The sequence below is a fragment of the Kiloniella sp. genome (genome assembly GCF_048259265.1).
Classification (GTDB): Bacteria; Pseudomonadota; Alphaproteobacteria; order Kiloniellales; family Kiloniellaceae; genus Kiloniella.
In genome coordinates, this window is the sequence record NZ_JBLXHT010000001.1 from 633,781 (window position 1) to 652,979 (window position 19,199).

20 protein-coding genes are annotated in these 19,199 nt (G+C 45.1%); 12 read left to right on the plus strand and 8 right to left on the minus strand.

Annotation, left to right across the window (positions count from 1 at the left end; genetic code table 11):
* Positions 1–115 precede the first annotated feature (115 nt).
* Both ACN0QW_RS03015 and ACN0QW_RS03020 read left to right on the plus strand, forming a co-directional pair.
* Positions 116–907 carry a DUF3142 domain-containing protein gene (locus tag ACN0QW_RS03015; protein WP_417428660.1) on the plus strand — a complete coding sequence of 264 codons (792 nt, stop codon included), beginning with the start codon at positions 116–118 and terminating at the stop codon, positions 905–907.
* Positions 837–3,167 (plus strand): hypothetical protein, encoded by a 2,331-nt coding sequence (locus tag ACN0QW_RS03020; protein ID WP_417428662.1) that lies wholly within the window; start codon positions 837–839, stop codon positions 3,165–3,167. The genes ACN0QW_RS03015 and ACN0QW_RS03020 overlap by 71 nt, the downstream gene beginning before the upstream one ends.
* Before the next feature lie 70 nt (positions 3,168–3,237).
* Here ACN0QW_RS03020 and ACN0QW_RS03025 read toward each other — a convergent pair whose 3' ends face one another.
* From ACN0QW_RS03025 to ACN0QW_RS03035, 3 genes are read right to left on the minus strand one after another with little or no spacing between them, the layout of a single operon-like run.
* The gene (locus ACN0QW_RS03025) at positions 3,238–4,071 is read right to left on the minus strand and encodes an alkaline phosphatase family protein (protein ID WP_417428664.1); all 834 of its coding nucleotides are present in this window, start codon (positions 4,069–4,071) and stop codon (positions 3,238–3,240) included.
* A 26-nt stretch (positions 4,072–4,097) separates the two neighbouring features.
* Positions 4,098–4,694 (minus strand): HD domain-containing protein, encoded by a 597-nt coding sequence (locus ACN0QW_RS03030; protein ID WP_417428666.1) that lies wholly within the window; start codon positions 4,692–4,694, stop codon positions 4,098–4,100.
* Positions 4,691–5,857: a gamma-butyrobetaine dioxygenase gene (locus ACN0QW_RS03035; RefSeq protein WP_417428668.1), complete on the minus strand. Its 1,167-nt coding sequence runs from the start codon at positions 5,855–5,857 to the stop codon at positions 4,691–4,693. The genes ACN0QW_RS03030 and ACN0QW_RS03035 overlap by 4 nt, the downstream gene beginning before the upstream one ends.
* Before the next feature lie 120 nt (positions 5,858–5,977).
* Here ACN0QW_RS03035 and ACN0QW_RS03040 point away from each other — a divergent pair, with 120 nt between their 5' ends.
* Entirely contained in the window at positions 5,978–6,844 is an 867-nt protein-coding gene (locus ACN0QW_RS03040; protein ID WP_417428670.1) for a LysR family transcriptional regulator, read from the plus strand.
* Positions 6,845–6,865: 21 nt separating this feature from the next.
* Here ACN0QW_RS03040 and ACN0QW_RS03045 read toward each other — a convergent pair whose 3' ends face one another.
* Positions 6,866–8,251, minus strand: a complete 1,386-nt coding sequence (locus ACN0QW_RS03045) for a multicopper oxidase domain-containing protein (protein WP_417428672.1) — start codon at positions 8,249–8,251, stop codon at positions 6,866–6,868.
* Positions 8,252–8,577: 326 nt separating this feature from the next.
* On the opposite strand from ACN0QW_RS03045, the gene ACN0QW_RS03050 reads away from it, so the two are divergent.
* Both ACN0QW_RS03050 and ACN0QW_RS03055 read left to right on the plus strand, forming a co-directional pair.
* Positions 8,578–9,705: a M24 family metallopeptidase gene (locus tag ACN0QW_RS03050; RefSeq protein ID WP_417428674.1), complete on the plus strand. Its 1,128-nt coding sequence runs from the start codon at positions 8,578–8,580 to the stop codon at positions 9,703–9,705.
* 69 nt (positions 9,706–9,774) lie between these two features.
* The gene (locus tag ACN0QW_RS03055) at positions 9,775–10,539 is read left to right on the plus strand and encodes an aspartate/glutamate racemase family protein (RefSeq protein ID WP_417428676.1); all 765 of its coding nucleotides are present in this window, start codon (positions 9,775–9,777) and stop codon (positions 10,537–10,539) included.
* Positions 10,540–10,550: 11 nt separating this feature from the next.
* Here the strand turns inward: ACN0QW_RS03055 and dtd are convergent, their stop codons facing one another.
* The 3 genes from dtd to ACN0QW_RS03070 all read right to left on the minus strand — a co-directional run bounded on the left by dtd (position 10,551) and on the right by ACN0QW_RS03070 (position 12,072).
* The gene (gene dtd / locus ACN0QW_RS03060; protein WP_417428678.1) at positions 10,551–11,000 is read right to left on the minus strand and encodes a D-aminoacyl-tRNA deacylase; all 450 of its coding nucleotides are present in this window, start codon (positions 10,998–11,000) and stop codon (positions 10,551–10,553) included.
* A 30-nt stretch (positions 11,001–11,030) separates the two neighbouring features.
* Positions 11,031–11,444: an OsmC family protein gene (locus ACN0QW_RS03065; protein ID WP_417428680.1), complete on the minus strand. Its 414-nt coding sequence runs from the start codon at positions 11,442–11,444 to the stop codon at positions 11,031–11,033.
* Between the two features lie 139 nt (positions 11,445–11,583).
* Positions 11,584–12,072 carry a PAS domain-containing protein gene (locus ACN0QW_RS03070; protein ID WP_417428682.1) on the minus strand — a complete coding sequence of 163 codons (489 nt, stop codon included), beginning with the start codon at positions 12,070–12,072 and terminating at the stop codon, positions 11,584–11,586.
* A 176-nt stretch (positions 12,073–12,248) separates the two neighbouring features.
* Here ACN0QW_RS03070 and ACN0QW_RS03075 point away from each other — a divergent pair, with 176 nt between their 5' ends.
* On the plus strand, positions 12,249–12,668 hold the full coding sequence (locus ACN0QW_RS03075; protein ID WP_417428684.1) for a secondary thiamine-phosphate synthase enzyme YjbQ: 420 nt from the start codon (positions 12,249–12,251) through the stop codon (positions 12,666–12,668).
* 78 nt (positions 12,669–12,746) lie between these two features.
* Here ACN0QW_RS03075 and mog read toward each other — a convergent pair whose 3' ends face one another.
* The gene (gene mog, locus ACN0QW_RS03080; protein WP_417428686.1) at positions 12,747–13,316 is read right to left on the minus strand and encodes a molybdopterin adenylyltransferase; all 570 of its coding nucleotides are present in this window, start codon (positions 13,314–13,316) and stop codon (positions 12,747–12,749) included.
* A 203-nt stretch (positions 13,317–13,519) separates the two neighbouring features.
* On the opposite strand from mog, the gene ubiT reads away from it, so the two are divergent.
* The 6 genes from ubiT (at position 13,520) to panB (ending at position 19,057) form a co-directional block, all read left to right on the plus strand.
* Entirely contained in the window at positions 13,520–14,227 is a 708-nt protein-coding gene (ubiT, locus tag ACN0QW_RS03085) for a ubiquinone anaerobic biosynthesis accessory factor UbiT (RefSeq protein ID WP_417428688.1), read from the plus strand.
* Entirely contained in the window at positions 14,227–15,207 is a 981-nt protein-coding gene (gene ubiU, locus ACN0QW_RS03090; protein WP_417428690.1) for a ubiquinone anaerobic biosynthesis protein UbiU, read from the plus strand. The genes ubiT and ubiU overlap by 1 nt, the downstream gene beginning before the upstream one ends.
* A 6-nt stretch (positions 15,208–15,213) precedes the next feature.
* Complete coding sequence (ubiV, locus tag ACN0QW_RS03095) at positions 15,214–16,143, plus strand: ubiquinone anaerobic biosynthesis protein UbiV (RefSeq protein WP_417428692.1); 930 nt, start codon at positions 15,214–15,216, stop codon at positions 16,141–16,143.
* An 86-nt stretch (positions 16,144–16,229) separates the two neighbouring features.
* Positions 16,230–16,685 (plus strand): PAS domain-containing protein, encoded by a 456-nt coding sequence (locus ACN0QW_RS03100; RefSeq protein WP_299373554.1) that lies wholly within the window; start codon positions 16,230–16,232, stop codon positions 16,683–16,685.
* 85 nt (positions 16,686–16,770) lie between these two features.
* On the plus strand, positions 16,771–18,093 hold the full coding sequence (locus tag ACN0QW_RS03105) for an acetyl-CoA hydrolase/transferase family protein (RefSeq protein WP_417428725.1): 1,323 nt from the start codon (positions 16,771–16,773) through the stop codon (positions 18,091–18,093).
* Between the two features lie 175 nt (positions 18,094–18,268).
* Entirely contained in the window at positions 18,269–19,057 is a 789-nt protein-coding gene (gene panB / locus ACN0QW_RS03110; protein WP_417428727.1) for a 3-methyl-2-oxobutanoate hydroxymethyltransferase, read from the plus strand.
* Positions 19,058–19,199 lie beyond the last annotated feature (142 nt).

Genomic DNA, 19,199 nt, shown 5'->3' on the forward strand with positions numbered 1-19,199 from the left:
TGTGTTTTCTTTGTGAGGTGACGGCCCAGGTCGTTTCATAAGCTTGTCTAGCCATATGCCTTTTGTGTTAATCTGGCATGGAGTGGTGAATAGCAAGTGATAGGCTGATAGTTTTATGGGGCTGATAGGTTGGGGCAAAACAAGGGGAATACAGTCAGGTATATTCCTCCTTTGGGTCTTCTTGGCTTTATCGCCTGTACACGCACAAAATTTGATTGTCGATCACTGGGTTTGGGCAGGTCAGTCGCTGAGCGATAGAGATAAGCATCAACAAAAATTTATAAGCGATTGTGCGATGTTGAGGCTATCTTGCGAAGCAGGCGGGGCCAGGGTTCTTGTTCGTTCCTGGGGGCATGACGCTGATCAAAAATCAACGCTACATCAAAGCCCAAAATACTTTCAGGACACTGAAAAGCTAATTCTGACATATCGTATGGAAAACCATGTGAATAGCAGGGAAGTGTCCGCTTTTATAAATCGTGATGTGAATATTTGGAAACGTGCAGGTCGAAACATTATCGGGGTTGAAATTGACTATGACAGCCCATCTTCCAAACTTGATGAATATCGGATTTGGTTATTGGATATTAAAAAAAGAATTCCTGCTGATATATCCGTTCGGATAACAGGTTTACCCACCTGGTTTGAAGATAATCGACAAGGTGCAAGAACGTTGGCAACGGCAGTATCGGAAATTTCTTTGATGTTTTATCGTCAAAAACAAACACCGATAACAGGTCATCTTCTTGATGCCATAAAAAAAGTTAATAACATCAGATACGGTTTTCTCTGTGATGATAACAGATGGCTAAGTCTTTATAAGGAGCAAAAGAAATATGGGACGTTTCGCATGGCAATTTTCATTACTGCTGAGTGTTATGTTGATCGCGATCTTGCTCCCTCGTGAACTTGAGGCTGGTGGTGGTCCTCCTTGTCAGCAGCCCATAGCATCGCGTTATTGTTCATCAACACAACTTGATATGCTTGTCCCTCAAGAAGGCCGTGCGAAGGTATTTCTGGAACAACTGATCCGGGGCTATCGCCCTGAGTTACTTGAGAGTATTGACGGGTCTGATGACGAACTTGAAATTTCCAAGGGTATTCGAGATTTCCACAAAATTTATCGTATTGAGGAACTTACATCGAAAGAACTGGGTGCCTTTGTTCGTAAAGAGAATGAAGAGCTTTTTGCCAAAGGGGACTATCTTACCCAGGCTTATTGTTACAGCGGGGGCAATTTCTCAAACCTTCATAGCTATTATATGGGCTTGAAAAGTAGCGATCTGGATCAAGATGAAATCAGACATCTCGCTATGATGCGTCTGGCCCTTGTACAAGATTGCCTTTTCAATCTTGATGACTACTTGAAAACCTCTCAGACATTTCTGGGGCATATAAGAAAAGAACAGGGCTTATATAAAAACTGGGCCCAATACATCGAAGCCGCCGCTTTTTATCACGATGGCTTTTTTCCAGAAGCAGCAGAGCTTTTTGCAATGATCGCGCTAGAGGAAAAGAACAGAGGTCGTGAGACCGGATGGTTAATTGAAACCGCGCGCTATATGGAAGTTCTGGCCCTGTTTCACAATGGCAGAGAGGGGCAGGAAAAGGTTTTCTTACCTGCGATCTTCAATAGTTTTACCGAAGCGTTCCTGACCGATTTTCCTCAATCAGAATACCGACGTCATGTCGAAGATATGGAAATTGGCATTTGGTTACATTACGGAGATCGGGATCGTTATTACACAAAATTTCTGGACGAAATTGCGGGCAAGCAGTTACTGACAAGTGATGAGGATCAAACAGATCAACTTGATCATCTCGCGATAAATGCCTTGCGCTCCAATATTGATGAAATCGCAATACGGCCACTGAAACACCGTAATGGTATCACGCTTTTAGCTTCACTTCTTTCAAAGTCGCAAGATGCTTCCAAATCAGAAGAACTGGAGGGACTGTGTTCTCAGATAGAGATGGTTACTTCTGGTGAGTATGATGAAATTGAAACCTATAGCGAGATGGTTTGCGATTATTTACTCAAAGGAAAAGAACCTTCGAGTAATGCGTATAAAAACACACCACTTTACAGTCATGCTCAAGCCTTTGAGGCTGTGGTTAACTTGGAAGGAGGAAAGTTTGAGAGCGCTGGAATGCAAATCAACGATATCGCCGCAGGTAACGCGACCTCGCTTGAAGATCTTTTTGCTCTACGAAGTAAACAGCTTGAAGTGCGGCTAAAGGACAAAACACCGCTGGCTTTTATTCTGGAGGATGCCATTCAGAATGATAACTTTAATGATGATGGGCAGTTTTCGGAACTTACCATATTGGACACTGTCCTTTATGAGCAGATATCCCGTTATTTCCTAAGTACAAATGATTTTATCTCTGCTCTATCAGGTACAGATAATCCCTTGTTGAAGTTTGCTCTGATCCGTCCACATTTGGACGAGGCAATGATTCAAGAAGATTGGCAAGGGGCAGCCCTGCTTTCCAAAAGATTGGATTGGGAAGCTGTTTTAAAGGCTGGAGCACTGGATAAATCAAGCAAGCTACGGGACGAAGTACAGCTCTATGCCGATCTTGAACAAGACTTGGAAACACTTTCTTTGGGACAGGATAGAGGGCAGGAGCGGGCCAAAGCGTTGTCTGACGTTGCCTATTTTCTATATAAGAATCATATCGCGCCGCGCTGTAGCTATGCACGTAGCAAGCTGATCAATCGTTATCTTGAAAACTGCCAACCTGTTTATGTGCACTTAGCTGGGGAAGGTGTCTGGGCGGAAAATAAAACGACTGATCAGCCAAGAGCACCAATTGAAATGTTTACAGAGGCCCTTGATCTCTATGGTAAGGAAAAAGAAACGATTACTGAGCAAGCCCGGTTACTTCGGATCATGATATTCTGTGCCAAGGGTGCAAACAACGTTAGCTATTGTTTACGCTGGAAGGGCATCCCCAAGAAGCAATTTCAGAACTGGTTTGAAACGCTGGCTGTGAACTATCCAAAATCGGAACGTGTTAAATACTGGTATTATGATCTGCCGTTTTATTCTGGTGTTTATACGAACAGTGATGGAGAAAAGCTGGATCAGGAGTATTGGTACGAAGAAGATGCTTATCTTGGTTATCTGGATGGTGGTCCTTACGGTTTGAATACTCATTAAATCTGGTCATTAATACTAGCTATTAATTGGGACCATTAATCTTGAATAAGCATCTTCTTTATAAAATTCGTTATCCCTGTAGGAGAGGTCTGTGCTTCATACTATCGGGAATATCGGCACCAATCCGTGAAAGAATACTCGGGGCTATGGCCAACTGATCGAATAGCTGATCTTTTTCTGGAACCTTTGCGGCACCAAAATAGTAAAAGGGAACATGGCGCATGATTTCCTCGTTACCGCCGTGATGACCATCAGCATTCATACCATGATCGGCTGTAACGAAAATATCGTATCCTGCTTCTAACCAGATCGGTATTGTCCGGGCCAGCGCGTTATCAATATGCCAAGTTTGAATGCGGTATTGCGCAGAGTCCGCGGTATATTTATGACCAAGACTGTCAACCGATGAGCTATGTAACAGGACATAATCCGGCGTATGACAGCGAACGAGGCGGGTTGCCTGTGCACAGAGATCAATTTCTGCGGGGGCACAGATGTTTGCGGCAGAATAACCTTCCATTGAATAGAAGCGCCCATACTGGATTGCCTTTGTCTGATCCTCCACTTCAACATGCTCAATAGGATCATAAGGTCCGTTATAGAGTGTATGGAAATAGGAATGGGCAACAGCAGCTGTGCTATGTCCGGCCTGATGTAATTGGTCAAAGACATTTGGAACGATTGAACGTCGTAGAGCTTCGTTACCGCTGACGCCATGATCAAGCGGCGACAGGCCGGTGTGAATAGTTTCATACATGGCTGCTGAAATAGTTGGTAAAGCTGTGTGCATTTTCCAGCGATGCGCTCTACCCAATTCAACCATTCCCTCCAGATAACCACACTGGGAAAGGGAGGTGTCGTAACTAACACCGTCCATGATGACAAGAATTACCTTATTGGACATATCGTTTTAACCTGTTTGGGGCTTCGTCACTTTGCAGCAGCACAAAAGCTATCAACAACGCGCTGAAGAATAGGTGCGTAGTGTTCATAGGGCGGTGTTGTGACGGCAGGGTTTTTACCCTCATCATCCCAATAGCGCACTTGAATGATTTCTTTCAGATGTGGATTTTTCTCAAGCTCTTGCATCTCAGCCTCACTCATTGGTCCTCCCTGAAGATTAAGAGTGTGGATAGAGGCGTCTGACAGGCGTGAAAAATAAGCTTCGTCTTTTGCACAGAGGTACCTTTTGGCCGCCACGTGTTGGCGAACACATTCAGTGATCACGGCTGGAAAGAATTTTTCCAATACGGCAGCACCGGCTTCGTCGTGATGATTGTTGATACCTTTTTCGAGGGCATCGTCAGGAAACTCGTTGGTGTAATGTCCGATATCATGCAACAGCGCGGCGGCTATCAAAGCATCGTTCGCCCCTGCTTTTTCTGCGAGCTGCGCACCTTGAAGCATGTGTTCGGACATTGTCACATCTTCACCTAGATAGGAGTCTGCGCCACGGCGATGGAAAATGTCACCGATAAAATCAACAATGTTTTCATTCGTCAGTGTCTGGAATTTATCGGCACTCATTGGGCGGCCTCCTGCGTTTTTATTTTGGCTTTTATCGATGCGCGTGTTGATAACAGACCATCTTTGTCTGCGTAGCATCCTTGCAGCCATCGGGTCCCTGCGCCTGAAAAGCCTTTTCTTGCATGCATAACACGGGTGTTATCTACGATGAAAAGATCCCCCGGTTTCATCATAAAGCTGACTTCCATTTCTGGGCGTTCGATTATCTCAGCATATTTACGATAGGCAGTGTAGAACGCATCCATCTGTTCAAACGGAATATCGGTAAAGGGGGCAGAAGAGCGGTTATTGAAGCGGATCGACAGCATTTCTCCGTCCGGGCCAAGCTCAATTGTCGGGCGCTTTGATTGCAGTTTTACATCGTCACTTCCGGCGTATTCAAAGCGTACAGGAAAACTGGCGAGTAGCTCAAAGCTTTCAGGTGATTCCTGGCGCAGGACTTCAGCAGCTTTGAAGCCGTCAACGACAATAGAATCTCCTCCATCAGCGGAGTTTTCCATACAAGAGAGTAATTGAAGTGTTGGAACCGGATCGCGATAGGGGTTGTCGGTATGGGCCTGCAATCCCAATCCTGTGTAGGCAAGGTTCACAGGGTTCACTTCTGATCTGACTTCAAAGAAACGACCATAATTTGTTTCTCTTACGTAGCCAAAAAGCTCTGCAACATCGCAAAGGGTGCCACTTTCAAGCGGCAGATCAGTCATAATGGCAAATCCATAGGCTTCCACAGCTTCGAGCCAATTGCCAAATTCAGTTCCCTTCTGTTGGGCTGTGGTATAATCAACAGTTGGAATTCCGAAAGAATTGGTGAGACTGGAATTCCATGTTTTAACGCGGTTGCTGACCCACCCCTTATTTGTGGAATGAGTACGGTCGTAGGCATGTTCTTTTAACCAATCCCCAGGGAAAACAACGGTTTTGTTCTCGGGGTGAAAAGTGATCTCAAGAGAGCCTTGGTCATCTATCGATGCGTCAGAAACATAGGTTTCAATAGGCAGATCCAGAATGGTGATTAGCCTTTGGCCGTTCCCTTCTGATCGTGTGGCGGCATCCAGGGCATTATCCCTGAGCCAGAGCGCATGAAAACGGGCAGACGATCCGTCATGCCAGATTGCTTGCAAGACCTTGCCGTCATTCAGAATGACTGTGGTATCCAATTTCATTTTATCTCTCCAAGACAGAATTTTTATAATTGACTGGATTAGTCCAGTTATAAGGAATAAAAACAATCAATATAATACGACCCTATGACCTAATTATTTTTATGGCTATGGAGTAAGCTATTGGCATCATTGCCTCCTTTGGATTGGTTGCGAACATTCGAAACCTCGGCCCGTCATGAAAATTTCACAGAAGCTGGTGTTGAACTCGGCTTGACACAAGCAGCCGTTAGCCAACAGATCAGAAAGCTCGAAGCTCATCTTGGCGTGATTTTGTTTCATCGTTTGGCAAGGGGCGTTGAATTGACGGCAGAGGGAGATGCCTACCTTCCATCCGTTCGATCATCACTCCACGCACTGGCGAGATCGACTGAAGATCTGTTTGGTCAAAAGGGCGCGAAAGTTATTACAATTGCTTGCCCAGCATCAATCGCGTCTTTGTGGTTGGTGCCTCGCTTGCCCTGGATCAGAGAAGCGCGACCCAATGTTACTCTTTCCATTGCGTCTATTCATAGACCTGCAGACTATGAAGCAATCAATGCTGATATTGAGATACGGTTTGGGGCTGGGAACTGGGATGGGAAAGTTGCAACGCACCTTTTTTCCGAGGTCTTGTCCCCAATATGCGCACCCCAACTGTTAGAAAGCTCCACGAATGATGCGTGGCAGAGTTTGCCATGCATCCGGCTGGCGGGGCGTCGGAGTGGTTGGTCTGAATGGGCGATTGAAGCAAAAATTTCTCCGCCTCGGAAAACAGCCATTCGGTTTGATAGCTTTATTACTGCATTGGATGCGGCAAAAGCAGGTGTTGGTGTGTTACTGGCATCACTCCCGTTAAGTGAGGGGGCTTTATCCCGAGGCGAAGTGGTTCGCTTGTCCCCCATAGAACTTGCGATGCCCAGTGGAAACTGGCTTGTTAGAAAGGAAGTAGGGCAAATGAGAGCTGATGTTGAAGAAGTCTGTCGGCTTATTTCTCATGCTGTTCCCTGAGGGTTAATTTCTTGTTTCGATTTAAGTTATTCGGATAAAACTACTCATTCCTGTCTTTTGATGTTCGATAATATGGCAGTGCAGAAGCCAGTCACCTAGATTGTCGGCGACAAAAGCGACGTCCATACGTTCATCGGGTAGGACGAGGGCTGTATCCGTGACAAAGGGATCAATTTGTCGTTTGTTGGAATTGAGCAGGGTGAAGGAAAGTCCATGCAGATGGATCGGATGTGTATGGGGTGTTCTGTTTCTAAAGCTAAAGATATAACTTTTCCCCAGTTTTAAATCGGCCAATGGTTCCATTGGATCAGGGGAAACACCCAGCCATGCTTTTCGGTTGATGGCCCAAAAGGAAAAGCCGATTGTGCCACAAAATCCATTTTTCGGGGCTGATTCTGCAGTTGCCGTAAACTCGAAAGGAATGTGCTCTGCATTTTTAAGATCAGGAGTTGGCACAGGGTTGCGTGGCAGCGACTTGAGGTCACGTATATCGCGTTTCAAGGATGATCCCTGTGACCGTAAAGTCGCAACCGTCCAAGCTTTTGATGAAGAGGCATTGATAAGCTTGACTTCTTTACCTTCTTCGTCGGGCATTCTAATGGCGATATCAATGCGCTGCCCCGGACCAACAGCCTGATGATCTAGTGGGAAATGTTTTGGTATAGGATAACCATCAAGAGCAATAACTGTGGCATCTGCGCCCTCTGTTTTTAGTTTGAATATCCGGGTTACATCGCTGACCACTGCCCGTAAGCGGATAATCCCGCCGCTGGGAACATTGTAAACCGGGTTTTCTTCCCAGTTGGTGGTTTTTACTGTCCCGAAGGTACCGGCCCGGGCACTTTTTCTGGCTTTGTAAAGGTTAATGAACTGACCATCTGACCCCAGACGCCAATCTCGCAAGTTTAGGGTTACATCAGCGTCAAAATTGGGTGTCTCTTTTTCATCAACGATCAATATCCCTGTTAGCCCATAGCTCATTTGTTCCAAGGTGTTACAATGAGGGTGATACCAATAGGTTCCTGCATCAGGTGGCGTGAAGATATAGTCAAATGTTTCATTTTCATAAACGTAAGGCTGGGTCACAAAAGGCACGCCGTCCATGGCATTGGGTAATCGCAAACCATGCCAGTGAATTGTTGTCGGTTCCGGTAATTTATTTTCAAGACGTACATGGAAAGGTTGGCCCTGTTTCGCGCGAAGTATGGGGGCAGGACCGGATGCATTATATGAAAACACATTTTTTGTTGGATGGTGTCCCAGAATATTCTGTTCGATTATTCTCGGTTTTAAAACGAGATCGGGTGTCGCGTTTGCCTGTGATGTTAACACTCCAAATGATCCGCCGCCAATGACCGCGGAACCTGTGGCTAAACCAGCTTTTAAAAAATGTCTTCTGTTCAGCATTGTATTCTTAAATCTTTAAAAGAGATGGTATGTGAATAGGAATTAATATCAATTAAGCAGTAATCCCATACGAACGGGAAGTCAAAGGGCCTGAATGTCGCATTTGAGAGGCTGTCTATGTCAGGCTCAGTTATCAGCTTTGTGTTTGTCCTGAAATATGAGGGGTGATTAAATTCAGGCATTAGTATGTGTAATAGTATTATATTCTTCATAATTTTGTTCAAAGATGAGTAAATTAGTATCTGAGCAATTACTAAACTGTGATTTCTGAATTGTTTCTTTGCTTAAGAACATATTCAAAAGACCTCTCGTTTCAGGAAATCTACATGAGTGATTTTGATTTAGTTGAGTACCAGACACGCCTGTCTCTTGCTCAAAAGGCAATGTCTGAAAATAAGCTTGATGCACTGGTTTTTTGTACAGAAGCAGAGATTCGATATTTCTCAGGATTCCGAACGCTTTTCTGGCAAAGCCCAACGCGACCTTGGTTCCTCGTGCTACCTCAAAAGGGTGAACCAATTGCTGTTATCCCCGCAATTGGGGCGGACTTGATGCAAAAGACATGGGTGAAAGATATTCGAACATGGTCTTCACCCCATCCCACGGATGATGGCATTAGTCTTTTGACGAAAGCCCTGAGCAATTATTCTCGTATTGGCTGGCCGATGGGGTCTGAGACCAGTTTGCGTATGCCTGTCCGTGATTTTGATGAGCTACGTTCATCCTGTGGGGCAGAATTTATTGACTGCACCGATCTTCTTAAAGCTTTGCGAATGGTGAAATCAAAGGCTGAACTTAAGATTATTCAGGAGATCTGTGAAATTGGTAGCTCTGCTTTCGCCAGAGCAGGGGCGCTTTTCTCTCCGGGACAGGCGCTTGATGATGCTTTTCGACAATTTAAAATAGCCCTTTTACAAGAAGGGGCCGAGGATGTTCCCTATCTTGTCGGTGCGGCAAGTCAAGGTGGGTATGGTGATGTTATCTCTCCGCCAACCAATACACAGTTGAGAGACGGTGACGTTCTAATGTTGGATACGGGGGCAACATTAAAGGGGTATTTCTGTGATTTTGATCGAAATTTTGCCATTACCCGTGCTGATGATCGGGCAAAGCGTAGCTATGAGAAGCTGTGGCACGCAACAGAAGCGGGACTAAAATATGCCAGGTCAGGAACACGTTGTTCTGATTTGTTTAACGTGATGCACCAATCTATGGGCGGAGGTTCTTCTGATGTCGGGCGTTATGGTCATGGACTTGGTTTGCAGCTGACAGAGTGGCCGTCTATTTATGCTCATGATCATACAGTTCTGAAGCCCGGAATGGTCATGACATTAGAACCTAGTCTGGAAGTTTCGGATGGAAAAATTATGGTTCATGAAGAAAATATTCTGATTACTGAAGATGCGCCTGTGTTGTTAACGCAACGTGCCGCTCCTGAGTTGCCTATTATCTAAGGAAGTAGGCTACATTTTTCAGGATATTTAAAACATAAATATCTGGAAAAAGAGGTTTAGGATTGAATAATGAAACTGGATTTTACGCTAGATCAAGGGAATGAAGCCAAAGCTTGCCTTGGTCTGATCGTTCTGCAGGCAGATGAAACACTTGAGAATGAGTTCCGGCATGCTATTCGAGATTTCGATGTTTTCCTGCTCCATTCTCGTATACCGAGCCATCCTTCAGTAACCAAAGACACCTTGATTAAAATGGCAGAGGATATGCCTACTGCAGCGGGGTTGCTTCCCCAGAGTACAAGGTTTGACGCAATGGCCTATGCTTGTACATCCGGGACAACAATTATTGGGCCAGAACAGGTGGCAGCTAAAATACATACACAACATCCGGGAGTACCTGTAACGGAACCTATTACGGCAGCTGTAGCGGCTTGCCGGGCGCTGGAGATAAAGAGAGTCGGTTTTTTAACGCCTTATGTTCCCGAAGTATCGAATGCGATGAGGGCATTGTTAGAGGAATACGGGCTTGAAATTGTAAGTTTTGGGTCCTTCGAACAGGATCAGGAGAAGGTTGTTTCTAAAATATCTGAAGTGTCTACGTTGGATGCTATTGTGCGGCTTGGGGAAAAGCCTGAATGTGAGGGCGTTTTTGTTTCCTGCACCAATCTACGTACATTCGGGATATTGGAAGAAGCAGAACAAATACTCGGTAAACCTGTTTTTTCAAGTAATCTTGCTCTTGTTTGGCATATGTTGAGGCTCGCTGGCGTTAAAGGACAAGGTACTGCGCCCGGGAAGCTGTTTGCGAAAGACCTTTCCTCAGCCTTGGAGTAAGACTTTTTAATTCAGGCGCTGTCTTTTGAGTCCATAACAATTGTCACAGGACCGTCGTTAAGTAGCCTGACATCCATATGCGCGCCAAAAATTCCCTTTTCTACGGTAAGGCCTTCATTTTTTAGGGCATGACAGAAGAATTTATAAAGTCGCTCGCCTTCCGCAGGTGTGGCGGCTGCAGAGAAGCCTGGTCGATTTCCTTTTTTCCAGTTCGCGGCAAGAGTAAACTGGCTAACAACCAAGACTGAACCATCTATATCTAGAATAGAGCGGTTCATCTTCCCTTCATCATCTGTAAAAATCCGCATCTTACTGATTTTCCTGGCGAAATAAACTGCCTCATCATTGATGTCGCCATGCTCTGCGCAAAAGAGGACGAGCAGTCCTTGTTCAATGGCACCAGCGATATTACCATCGACGGTGACAGACGCTTCACTTACCCGTTGTAGAACTGCTCTCATTGCTGGTTTCCTGAATTTTTGGGGCTAGATTTATTCAATAAGCTCAAAGCTGTGAGTGATTTCAGCTGCTTTACCAAGCATGATAGACGCAGAGCAGTATTTATCGGCTGAAAGTTCAACGGCGCGTTCTACCTTTTGCTCATTAAGGCCTTCACCTTTGACCCGAAAGTGCATATGGATTTTTGTGAAAACTTTAGGGTCCGTGTCTGCGCGTTCAGCTTCAACATCAACATCGACATCTTCTACGTTTTCGCGCCCGCGTTTTAATATGTAAACAACATCGTAAGCCGAACAGCCCCCCATTCCCATCAGAAGCATTTCCATTGGGCGAGGTCCCAAATTTCGTCCTCCACCTTCGACGGCACCATCCATGACAACGGCGTGCCCAGAGCCACTTTCAGCTATGAAGGCGACGTTCTCGATCCATTTTACACGTGTTTTCATATTCAGGTTCCTTAAGTGTCAAAAAGAATTGGCAAAGTAGCTACTGTTCTTCCGTCGACACAAGAAGAAATGTATTGAGATCACGCATTAATGACAAAGGCATAAAATGCTGGAGGGCAGAAAGAACTAACAGAGAGACTTAAGAGAAGTAGATTGAATTCAGTATCTTCAATTTGATTGTGTCATGCTCAACATTAAAAGGGAGAAACAGTACAGTGTAAGACTGTTGTTGTAGCTCTCTTTTTACTGCTGATTCCCATGTCATCTGTTTGGTAACTAGGTGTGGCTTTTTGGTGTTATAGACATGGGCCAAACGAGATTTGGCATCTGCAACGGCATTTTCTGGTAATGCTTCTTCTATGGGAGATCGACTGGCTTTTATGCCAAAGTTTTCCCGGCAGTGATCACCTGTAATAGACACAAAGAAACTGGTTTCTTTCAGAGCATCGAAGAGCATAATATCGGGGAGGGCTTCACGTACAATACCAGGATTGAAATCAGACCAGACGGGCAGTATTTTATCAGCTTTCAATTCTAGCCAATAGCGATAGAGATTGGTTTGAGCGACAGATTTTAAATTCTGTTCGCTCACTTCCAAAACTTTAACTATATCAAACGTTTTTGCCATGGTTACAGTACTGTTCAATACTCTTTTGTTAAGACTCGATCGCGGCAAGGCCACCGTATTTAACACGTTTCATTCTAACATGGGTTAATATCCGGCAAAAATATGGTTATTATCTGTCTAATGATAATTTTCACACTTTTGAAGGCTGGTAGGGGCTGAAACTGCCGAGGTATTGAATGAAACAGGTGCAGACGATATTTGATATTCGTACAGAAGGGCAAGGCCTTTATGATTTTACCCACGAAGTTTCTCTTTGGGCAGAGCAACAGCATTTTGTTTGTGGGCTCTTAACCCTTTTTATTCGGCATACTTCGGCTTCTTTGACGATTCAAGAGAATGCTGATCCCGATGTACAGTTTGATCTGAATAATTTTTTTCGTCGATTCGTTGAGGAAAATCCATCCCTTTATCGTCATACTTGCGAGGGGCCAGATGATATGCCTGCCCACATTCGCTCTGCCCTGACTGACGTACAGCTTAGTATTCCTATCGTTCATGGGGCATTGGCGCTGGGTACCTGGCAAGGAATTTATCTTTTTGAGCACCGTGCGATGGCACATGAACGTCAGGTTGTTGCCCATCTGATCGGCGAATAGACCGCCTTTTTTTATCTTATTTTAACTCAGCACTATAATTACAGCACTGACTTACTGTGTTGTTTTCGCCGCGGATGATTATTTGTTTTTGGGGCGGAAGGCTTTGCAATAGCTGTTGTTCGTTTCTAAAAACGGCCCGCCGATAAGATCAATGCAATAGGGGATAGCGGGGAAAACAGCGTCCAGACAGTCTTTAATTGCGGATGGTTTTCCGGGAAGGTTAACCATCAGGGTCTTTCCCCGAATACCTGCGGTTTGGCGAGAGAGAATAGCAGTTGGCACAAAATTCAGGCTTACCTGTCGCATCAATTCGCCAAAACCGGGCATGAGTTTTTCACTCACAGCTTCTGTTGCTTCGGGGGTGACATCTCTGGGCGCAGGGCCTGTACCGCCAGTCGTCACGATCAAGGCGCATTTTTCTGTATCGGCCAGTTCAATTAAGGTCTGTTTGATAAGATCCTGATTATCCTCTATGATCCGCGTGACAGGTTTCCAAGGGGATGAGAGAATTTGCGATAGTTCCTTGTGTATTGCTGGCCCGCCAAGATCTTCGTATTCACCACGACTGGCGCGATCAGAAACGGTGACAATACCGATTTTCGCAATAACGGATTGGGCAATAGGTGATGACGTTGTGGCGATACTCATAAAGTGCTCCTGAGGGCGTCGTGTTGTATCTCTTTCGAGTGCGTGATTTTTCTGACGATGAGGTCAACGTTATAGGGGAACCGTTCTGATATCTGAATAGTAAATTAAACATGTGGTGTATTTGATGAAGATCAAGGCACTGTTGGCTTGGGCTCAGCATTATCCATGGAATAATTACGAGATTTATTTCAGAGATTTTCCAGATGCATGACAAAAATGCACCCTCCAGTGTGCCGCCTTTTACACCAATGCTGTTTGCCGGGTTTATAATGCGGCCCGTTCCTGCATTCTCTCTCAATCCTGTTGCCAAGTATGTTCTGGCAAGAATGAAAAAATTATATCCGGAAATTTTCTCTCGTCTGGCTATCTTGGAAAACGTCAGCTTTCTTATCAATCCAACAGACCTGCATTACCGGTTTTATCTGTCTGTTAAAGAAAGAGAAACCCATATTGATATTCTGGACAACGATGCAGAGCACCCAGAGGCTCAGGCTGCAATTTCTGGCCCGATGGTTGATTTGTTGAAGCTGATGGAAGGTCGTGTCGACGGGGATGCTCTCTTTTTTTCAAGAACCTTGAATATCGAGGGAGATACCGAAGCCGTCCTTACCCTTCGTAATGCTGTTGATAGCGCGGATGTCAGGCTTGTCGATGTATTAGGTGGTCCGATTCCCTTTATAAAACCAGATTTTACGAAGTTTTTTTCAAAGGTGAATTCCCTTGGTGAAAGCCTTGAGAAAGACTTTCGGACTGCGCAACGGTCTATCCTGCTTCCAATTATGCGACATGTAAGTGAAATAGATAAAGAGATGGACAGGTCCGAGGATCGGATGAGGAAAATGGATAAGGAACTCGTCAGAATCAAAACGTCTTTGAAAAAATTACAACAGCCTGCCGGAGGGGTAAGGTAATGGAGCTTGTTTGTCCTGCTGGAACGCCAGCTTCTTTACGTGCAGCTTTGGATGCCGGGGCCGATGTCGTTTATGTCGGCTTTAGGGATGAGACTAATGCGCGTAATTTTCCGGGCTTGAATTTTAGTCCTGAAGAGCTTGAGGAAGGGGTGAAAAAAGCCCATGACATGGGAAGACAGGTATATGTTGCGATCAATACCTATCCTCAGGCCGGAAATTTGGAGCCATGGTATAGAGCTGTTGATGCCGCTGCCAGAATAGGCGTTGATGCTGTTATTCTCGCAGATGTTGGCTTGTTGGACTATGCCAAAAGGCATCACCCTAGCTTGCGACGTCATTTATCTGTGCAGGCCTCGGCATCCAATCCTGAAGCAATTAACTTTTATCGCTCTGCTTTTGATGTTCAGCGTGTTGTTCTCCCCCGCGTTTTAACGGTTCGTGAGATTGCAGAGCTGATAACAGAGATTGATGTTGAGACCGAGGTTTTTGCCTTTGGCGGGATGTGTGTCATGGCAGAAGGACGGTGTTCTCTTTCTTCCTATGCTACTGGAAAATCCCCCAACATGAATGGTGTGTGTTCGCCGGCCAGTCATGTTGAATATGAACACCGTCGCGGAAAACTTGTTTCCAGGCTAGGGGAATTCACGATCAATTCTTTTCCAAACGAAGAGGCGGCTGGTTATCCCACTTTATGCAAGGGAAGGTTTATCGGACATACGGGCGATCCGTCGTATCTTTTTGAAGAACCGACCTCGTTGAATGTCATGATGATGTTGCCTGAACTCATTCAGGCAGGCGTGAAAGCACTGAAAATAGAAGGACGCCAACGGGGAAAGGCTTATGTTCATCAGGTAGTCTCTGGTTATCGGCATGCCATTGATGCAGCAATGAAGGGGGAACCGGTTCCATTTATGGATATGGGAAATATTACCGAAGGAACTCGGTCTACCGCGGGTGCTTACGAAAAGAATTGGAGATAAGGTTTAATGAGTTCACAGGTAATCAGTTCACAGGCGAAACTTACGCTTGGCCCTGTTCTTTATAATTGGCCTGCAGAACAAAGGCGGGATTTCTACTTCAAGATCGCAGATGAAGCCCCTGTTGATGTTGTTTATATCGGAGAGGTCACCTGTTCCAAGAGAACACCGTTTTTAACACCTTTTATCCCTGAAATTTGTGATCGTCTCGAACAGGCCGGCAAAGAAGTTGTGATCTCAACTCTTTCGCTTGTGATGTCAAAGCGCGAAAGAAAGGAACTGCATGAAGTTGTTCAGGATAGTCCTTGGATTTTAGAGGCGAATGATCTTTCAGCCATTGGATTACTTGAGGGGAGGGAACATATCGTTGGCCCTTTTGTGAATGTTTATAACGAAGATACGTTGGGCTATTTTTATCAAAACGGTGCCCGGCGAATTGTTTTGCCGTGTGAGCTATCAGGAAAGGCTATCGAACGGCTTTTAGCGTCCAATAAGGATCGAGAAATTGAAATTCAGGCGTTTGGTCGGGTGCCCTTGGCGTTGTCTGCACGTTGTTATCATGCAAGGTCGCACGGGTTGAGTAAGGATGGCTGTTTGTATGTGTGTGAACAAGATCCCGACGGTATGAATGTGGAGACGTTGGACGGGGAACCATTCCTTGCCGTGAACGGAACACAGACAATGTCGTATACAGTCACTAATTTATTGCATGAACTTGATGATCTTGTGCAGTTCGGGGCAACACATTTCAGGTTGTGGCCACAAGATCTGGATATGGTGAAAGTGATTCAAACTTTCAGAGAGCGGCTAGATGGAAGTTTAGAGGAAAGGGCAGCACAGGAAATATTATCAGATCTTGTCAAGTTTGCTCCGTTTTCTAACGGTTTTTATCATGGAGTGGAAGGAAATCATTTGGTTGAAATGAGAGAGAAAATCTAACGGATTTTAAGTCTGGAAGCTATCGTGTATGATGTTTTTCCCTTGGGGAAGATTCTCTCGACATTTTAGCTTCGCAGGTTATTGGATTGAAATTATACTCGGAACAAGAGCGTCAGTTATGGGGCAAGAAAAACCGGGCTCTGTACGAATATTGGTTATCTATTCATCCTGATCAGAATACGCTTCCCGGTCGGCAACATCTTGATCCGATGGATATTCCTTTGCTCTTACCAAACATCTGGCTGGTTGATGTAAAACAAAACCCCATAAGGTTCCGGTTTCGTCTGTTTGGAACAGCACATTATGCGGCTATGAATCGGGATTGCACGGGGATGTGGATTGACGAAGCCTTTCCGGATTTTACCCGTTCCGGCTTTGACGAAGATTATGTGAATATTGTCGAAACAAAAATGCCCGACTATCGCAAAGGCCCCGCTTCGTATCACATTCCGAACTATAAAACGATTGAACGGATAATGTTACCGCTTGCAGAAAATGGTTCTGATGTGAATATGATTCTTGCCCTAACAGTATATTTTTAATTTCATTTGATTGTCTGCGATTTGTGATTTTTATCGAATACTCTCTGACTTAAAATATTTTGATGACACGTTTTTTGGGGGAATGATGACCTCGTCACAGGAACTTTACTTAGAAAAATTAATGTCTGCCTCAAAAGCAGCACAACAAATCAAAGACAATAGTAATCTTATGATTTCCATGGGGGTCTCAATGCCCCCGGCTTTGATGCAGGCGGTTGCGGATCGTGCATTGGGCGGAGATCTTACCTGTCTGAAAACCTATTATATGCACGCCAGTTCGCATGCCGGAACAACAATTCTCAATCCCAAAGTTATGTCTGTTATCAAGCCACATTCACTTTTTATGAGTAGTCATGATCGTTTAATTGAAAAACTGGGGCTGGAACAAGGTAAACGCTGGTTGGAATACATTCCCAGTACTTTTCATCAAGTTGGGCGCCTCATGAGTGAAACATTGGGTGCTGATTGTTTTATTGCAACCGTTTCCCCCATGGATCGACACGGATATTTTAGTCTGGGAACCAACAGTGATTATGGCACCACGGTTGCTCGCAATTGTGGAAAGCTGATTGTCGAGGTTAATGAGGAAATGCCAAGGGTTTTTGGCGAAGCCCTCATTCATATATCAGAAGTTGATGCCATCGTTGAAAATAATGCGCCGCTTCAAGAGGTTTTACCGTCAGCACCGCAACAGGTGGATGAGGTTATTGCCAAACAAATAGTCGAGTTAATTCCTGATGGTGCGACAATCCAAATGGGGGTTGGGGGCGTGCCGAATGCTGTGGCCAGTTATCTGGTAGGACACAACGATTTGGGCCTGCATAGCGAGTTGTTGTCACCGGGCATCATGGACTTGATAAAAAGCGGTGTTATCAATGGTCGACGCAAAACGTTACACAGATTGAAACACCTGTTCACTCTGGCTTTGGGTAATAAAGAACTTTATGACTTTATGGACGATAACCCATCACTTGCGGGATATCCTGCGTCCTATATTAATGACCCGACAATTATTGCTCAAAACGAGAATATGATTTCGGTTAATTCAGCGTTACAAGTTGATTTAACGGGGCAAATTAATGCCGAGTATCTAAGGGGCCGAGAATTTAGTGGTCCGGGTGGACAGCTTGATTTCGTTCGCGGGGCTTATGCGTCTCGCGGGGGGAAGTCATTTGTTGCCCTGCACTCAACGGCAAAGGCGGATACTGTCTCTCGAATTGTATCTCAACTGGATGGCCCGGCTACGGACCCCCGTATGGATACGCACCATGTAGTGACAGAATATGGCATGGTTGATTTGAAGGGGTTGTCACTCTCTCAAAGAGCAGAGTCTCTGATCGCGATTGCCCACCCGGATTTTCGCGATGAATTAAAAGAGTCCGCTCAAGAACGGGGGTTGTTGAGTTAATTGTACTGTCACAATAAAGGCATGTTAGAATAATTTGACTAGCTTTGTTGCGGTGCACAATTGATCTGGCTATAGTACCTTTGATTCGTAAAACGAAGTCCGAGTATGGCTGCGTTTTATCTTAAGTATTACCCAGACGATTATCCAAAGTATTACCCAAAGTATTACCCAAAGTATTACAGAGACCAAGATAATGGCTAAACGCACGACAATCCCACAGATTATGCGCCTTAAGGGGCAACGCCCTATTGTGAGTCTGACGGCTTATACGGCCTCATTGGCTAATTTGCTGGACGAGCATGTCGATTTTCTGTTGGTTGGCGATAGTATGGGTATGGTTATCTATGGAATGCCAAATACCCTGAGTGTCACGTTGGATATGATGATTGCGCATGGTGCCGCGGTTGTCCGTGGCAGCAAGAAAGCATGCGTGATTGTGGATATGCCCTTTGGTAGCTACCAAGCATCACCGTCACAGGCTTTTGAAAATGCGGCACGTATAATGTCAGAGACTGGCTGTGCTGGAATTAAACTTGAAGGTGGTCAGGAAATGGCCGAAACCATCGCGTTTCTTGTTGAACGCGGAGTACCCGTTTTGGCTCATGTGGGGCTGTTGCCACAACATGCCAATCAAGTTGGTGGTTTTCTGACACAGCGCGATGAAGAAAAAATCCTCGCTGATGCCCACGCGGTTACTAAGGCGGGGGCGTTTGCGACGGTTATCGAATGTACCGAACCCGAAATTTCACGCCGGATTAGTGAAGAGATTACAATCCCGACAATCGGCATTGGTGCAGGAGCTGATTGTGATGGTCAGATTCTGGTGACCGAAGATATGATTGGTCAAGGTACGGGGTATGTTCCTTCTTTTGTTAAGCGCTATGCGCAGGTCCACGAAGACATCACAAAGGCTGTTCAGAACTATGCCAATGATGTTCGTAACCGGGATTTTCCCAGCAAATAGCCCGTAAATTGTCTGTAAATACTTCGTGATCACTAGATGGTTATCATGGACTAATTGAGTCTAGGATTTCATGAGTGTGGTCTCTGGTAAATGGTTGCTTCTGATCTTTAGTTTGGAGGCTGTAGTCTCCTGACAAAGGGCC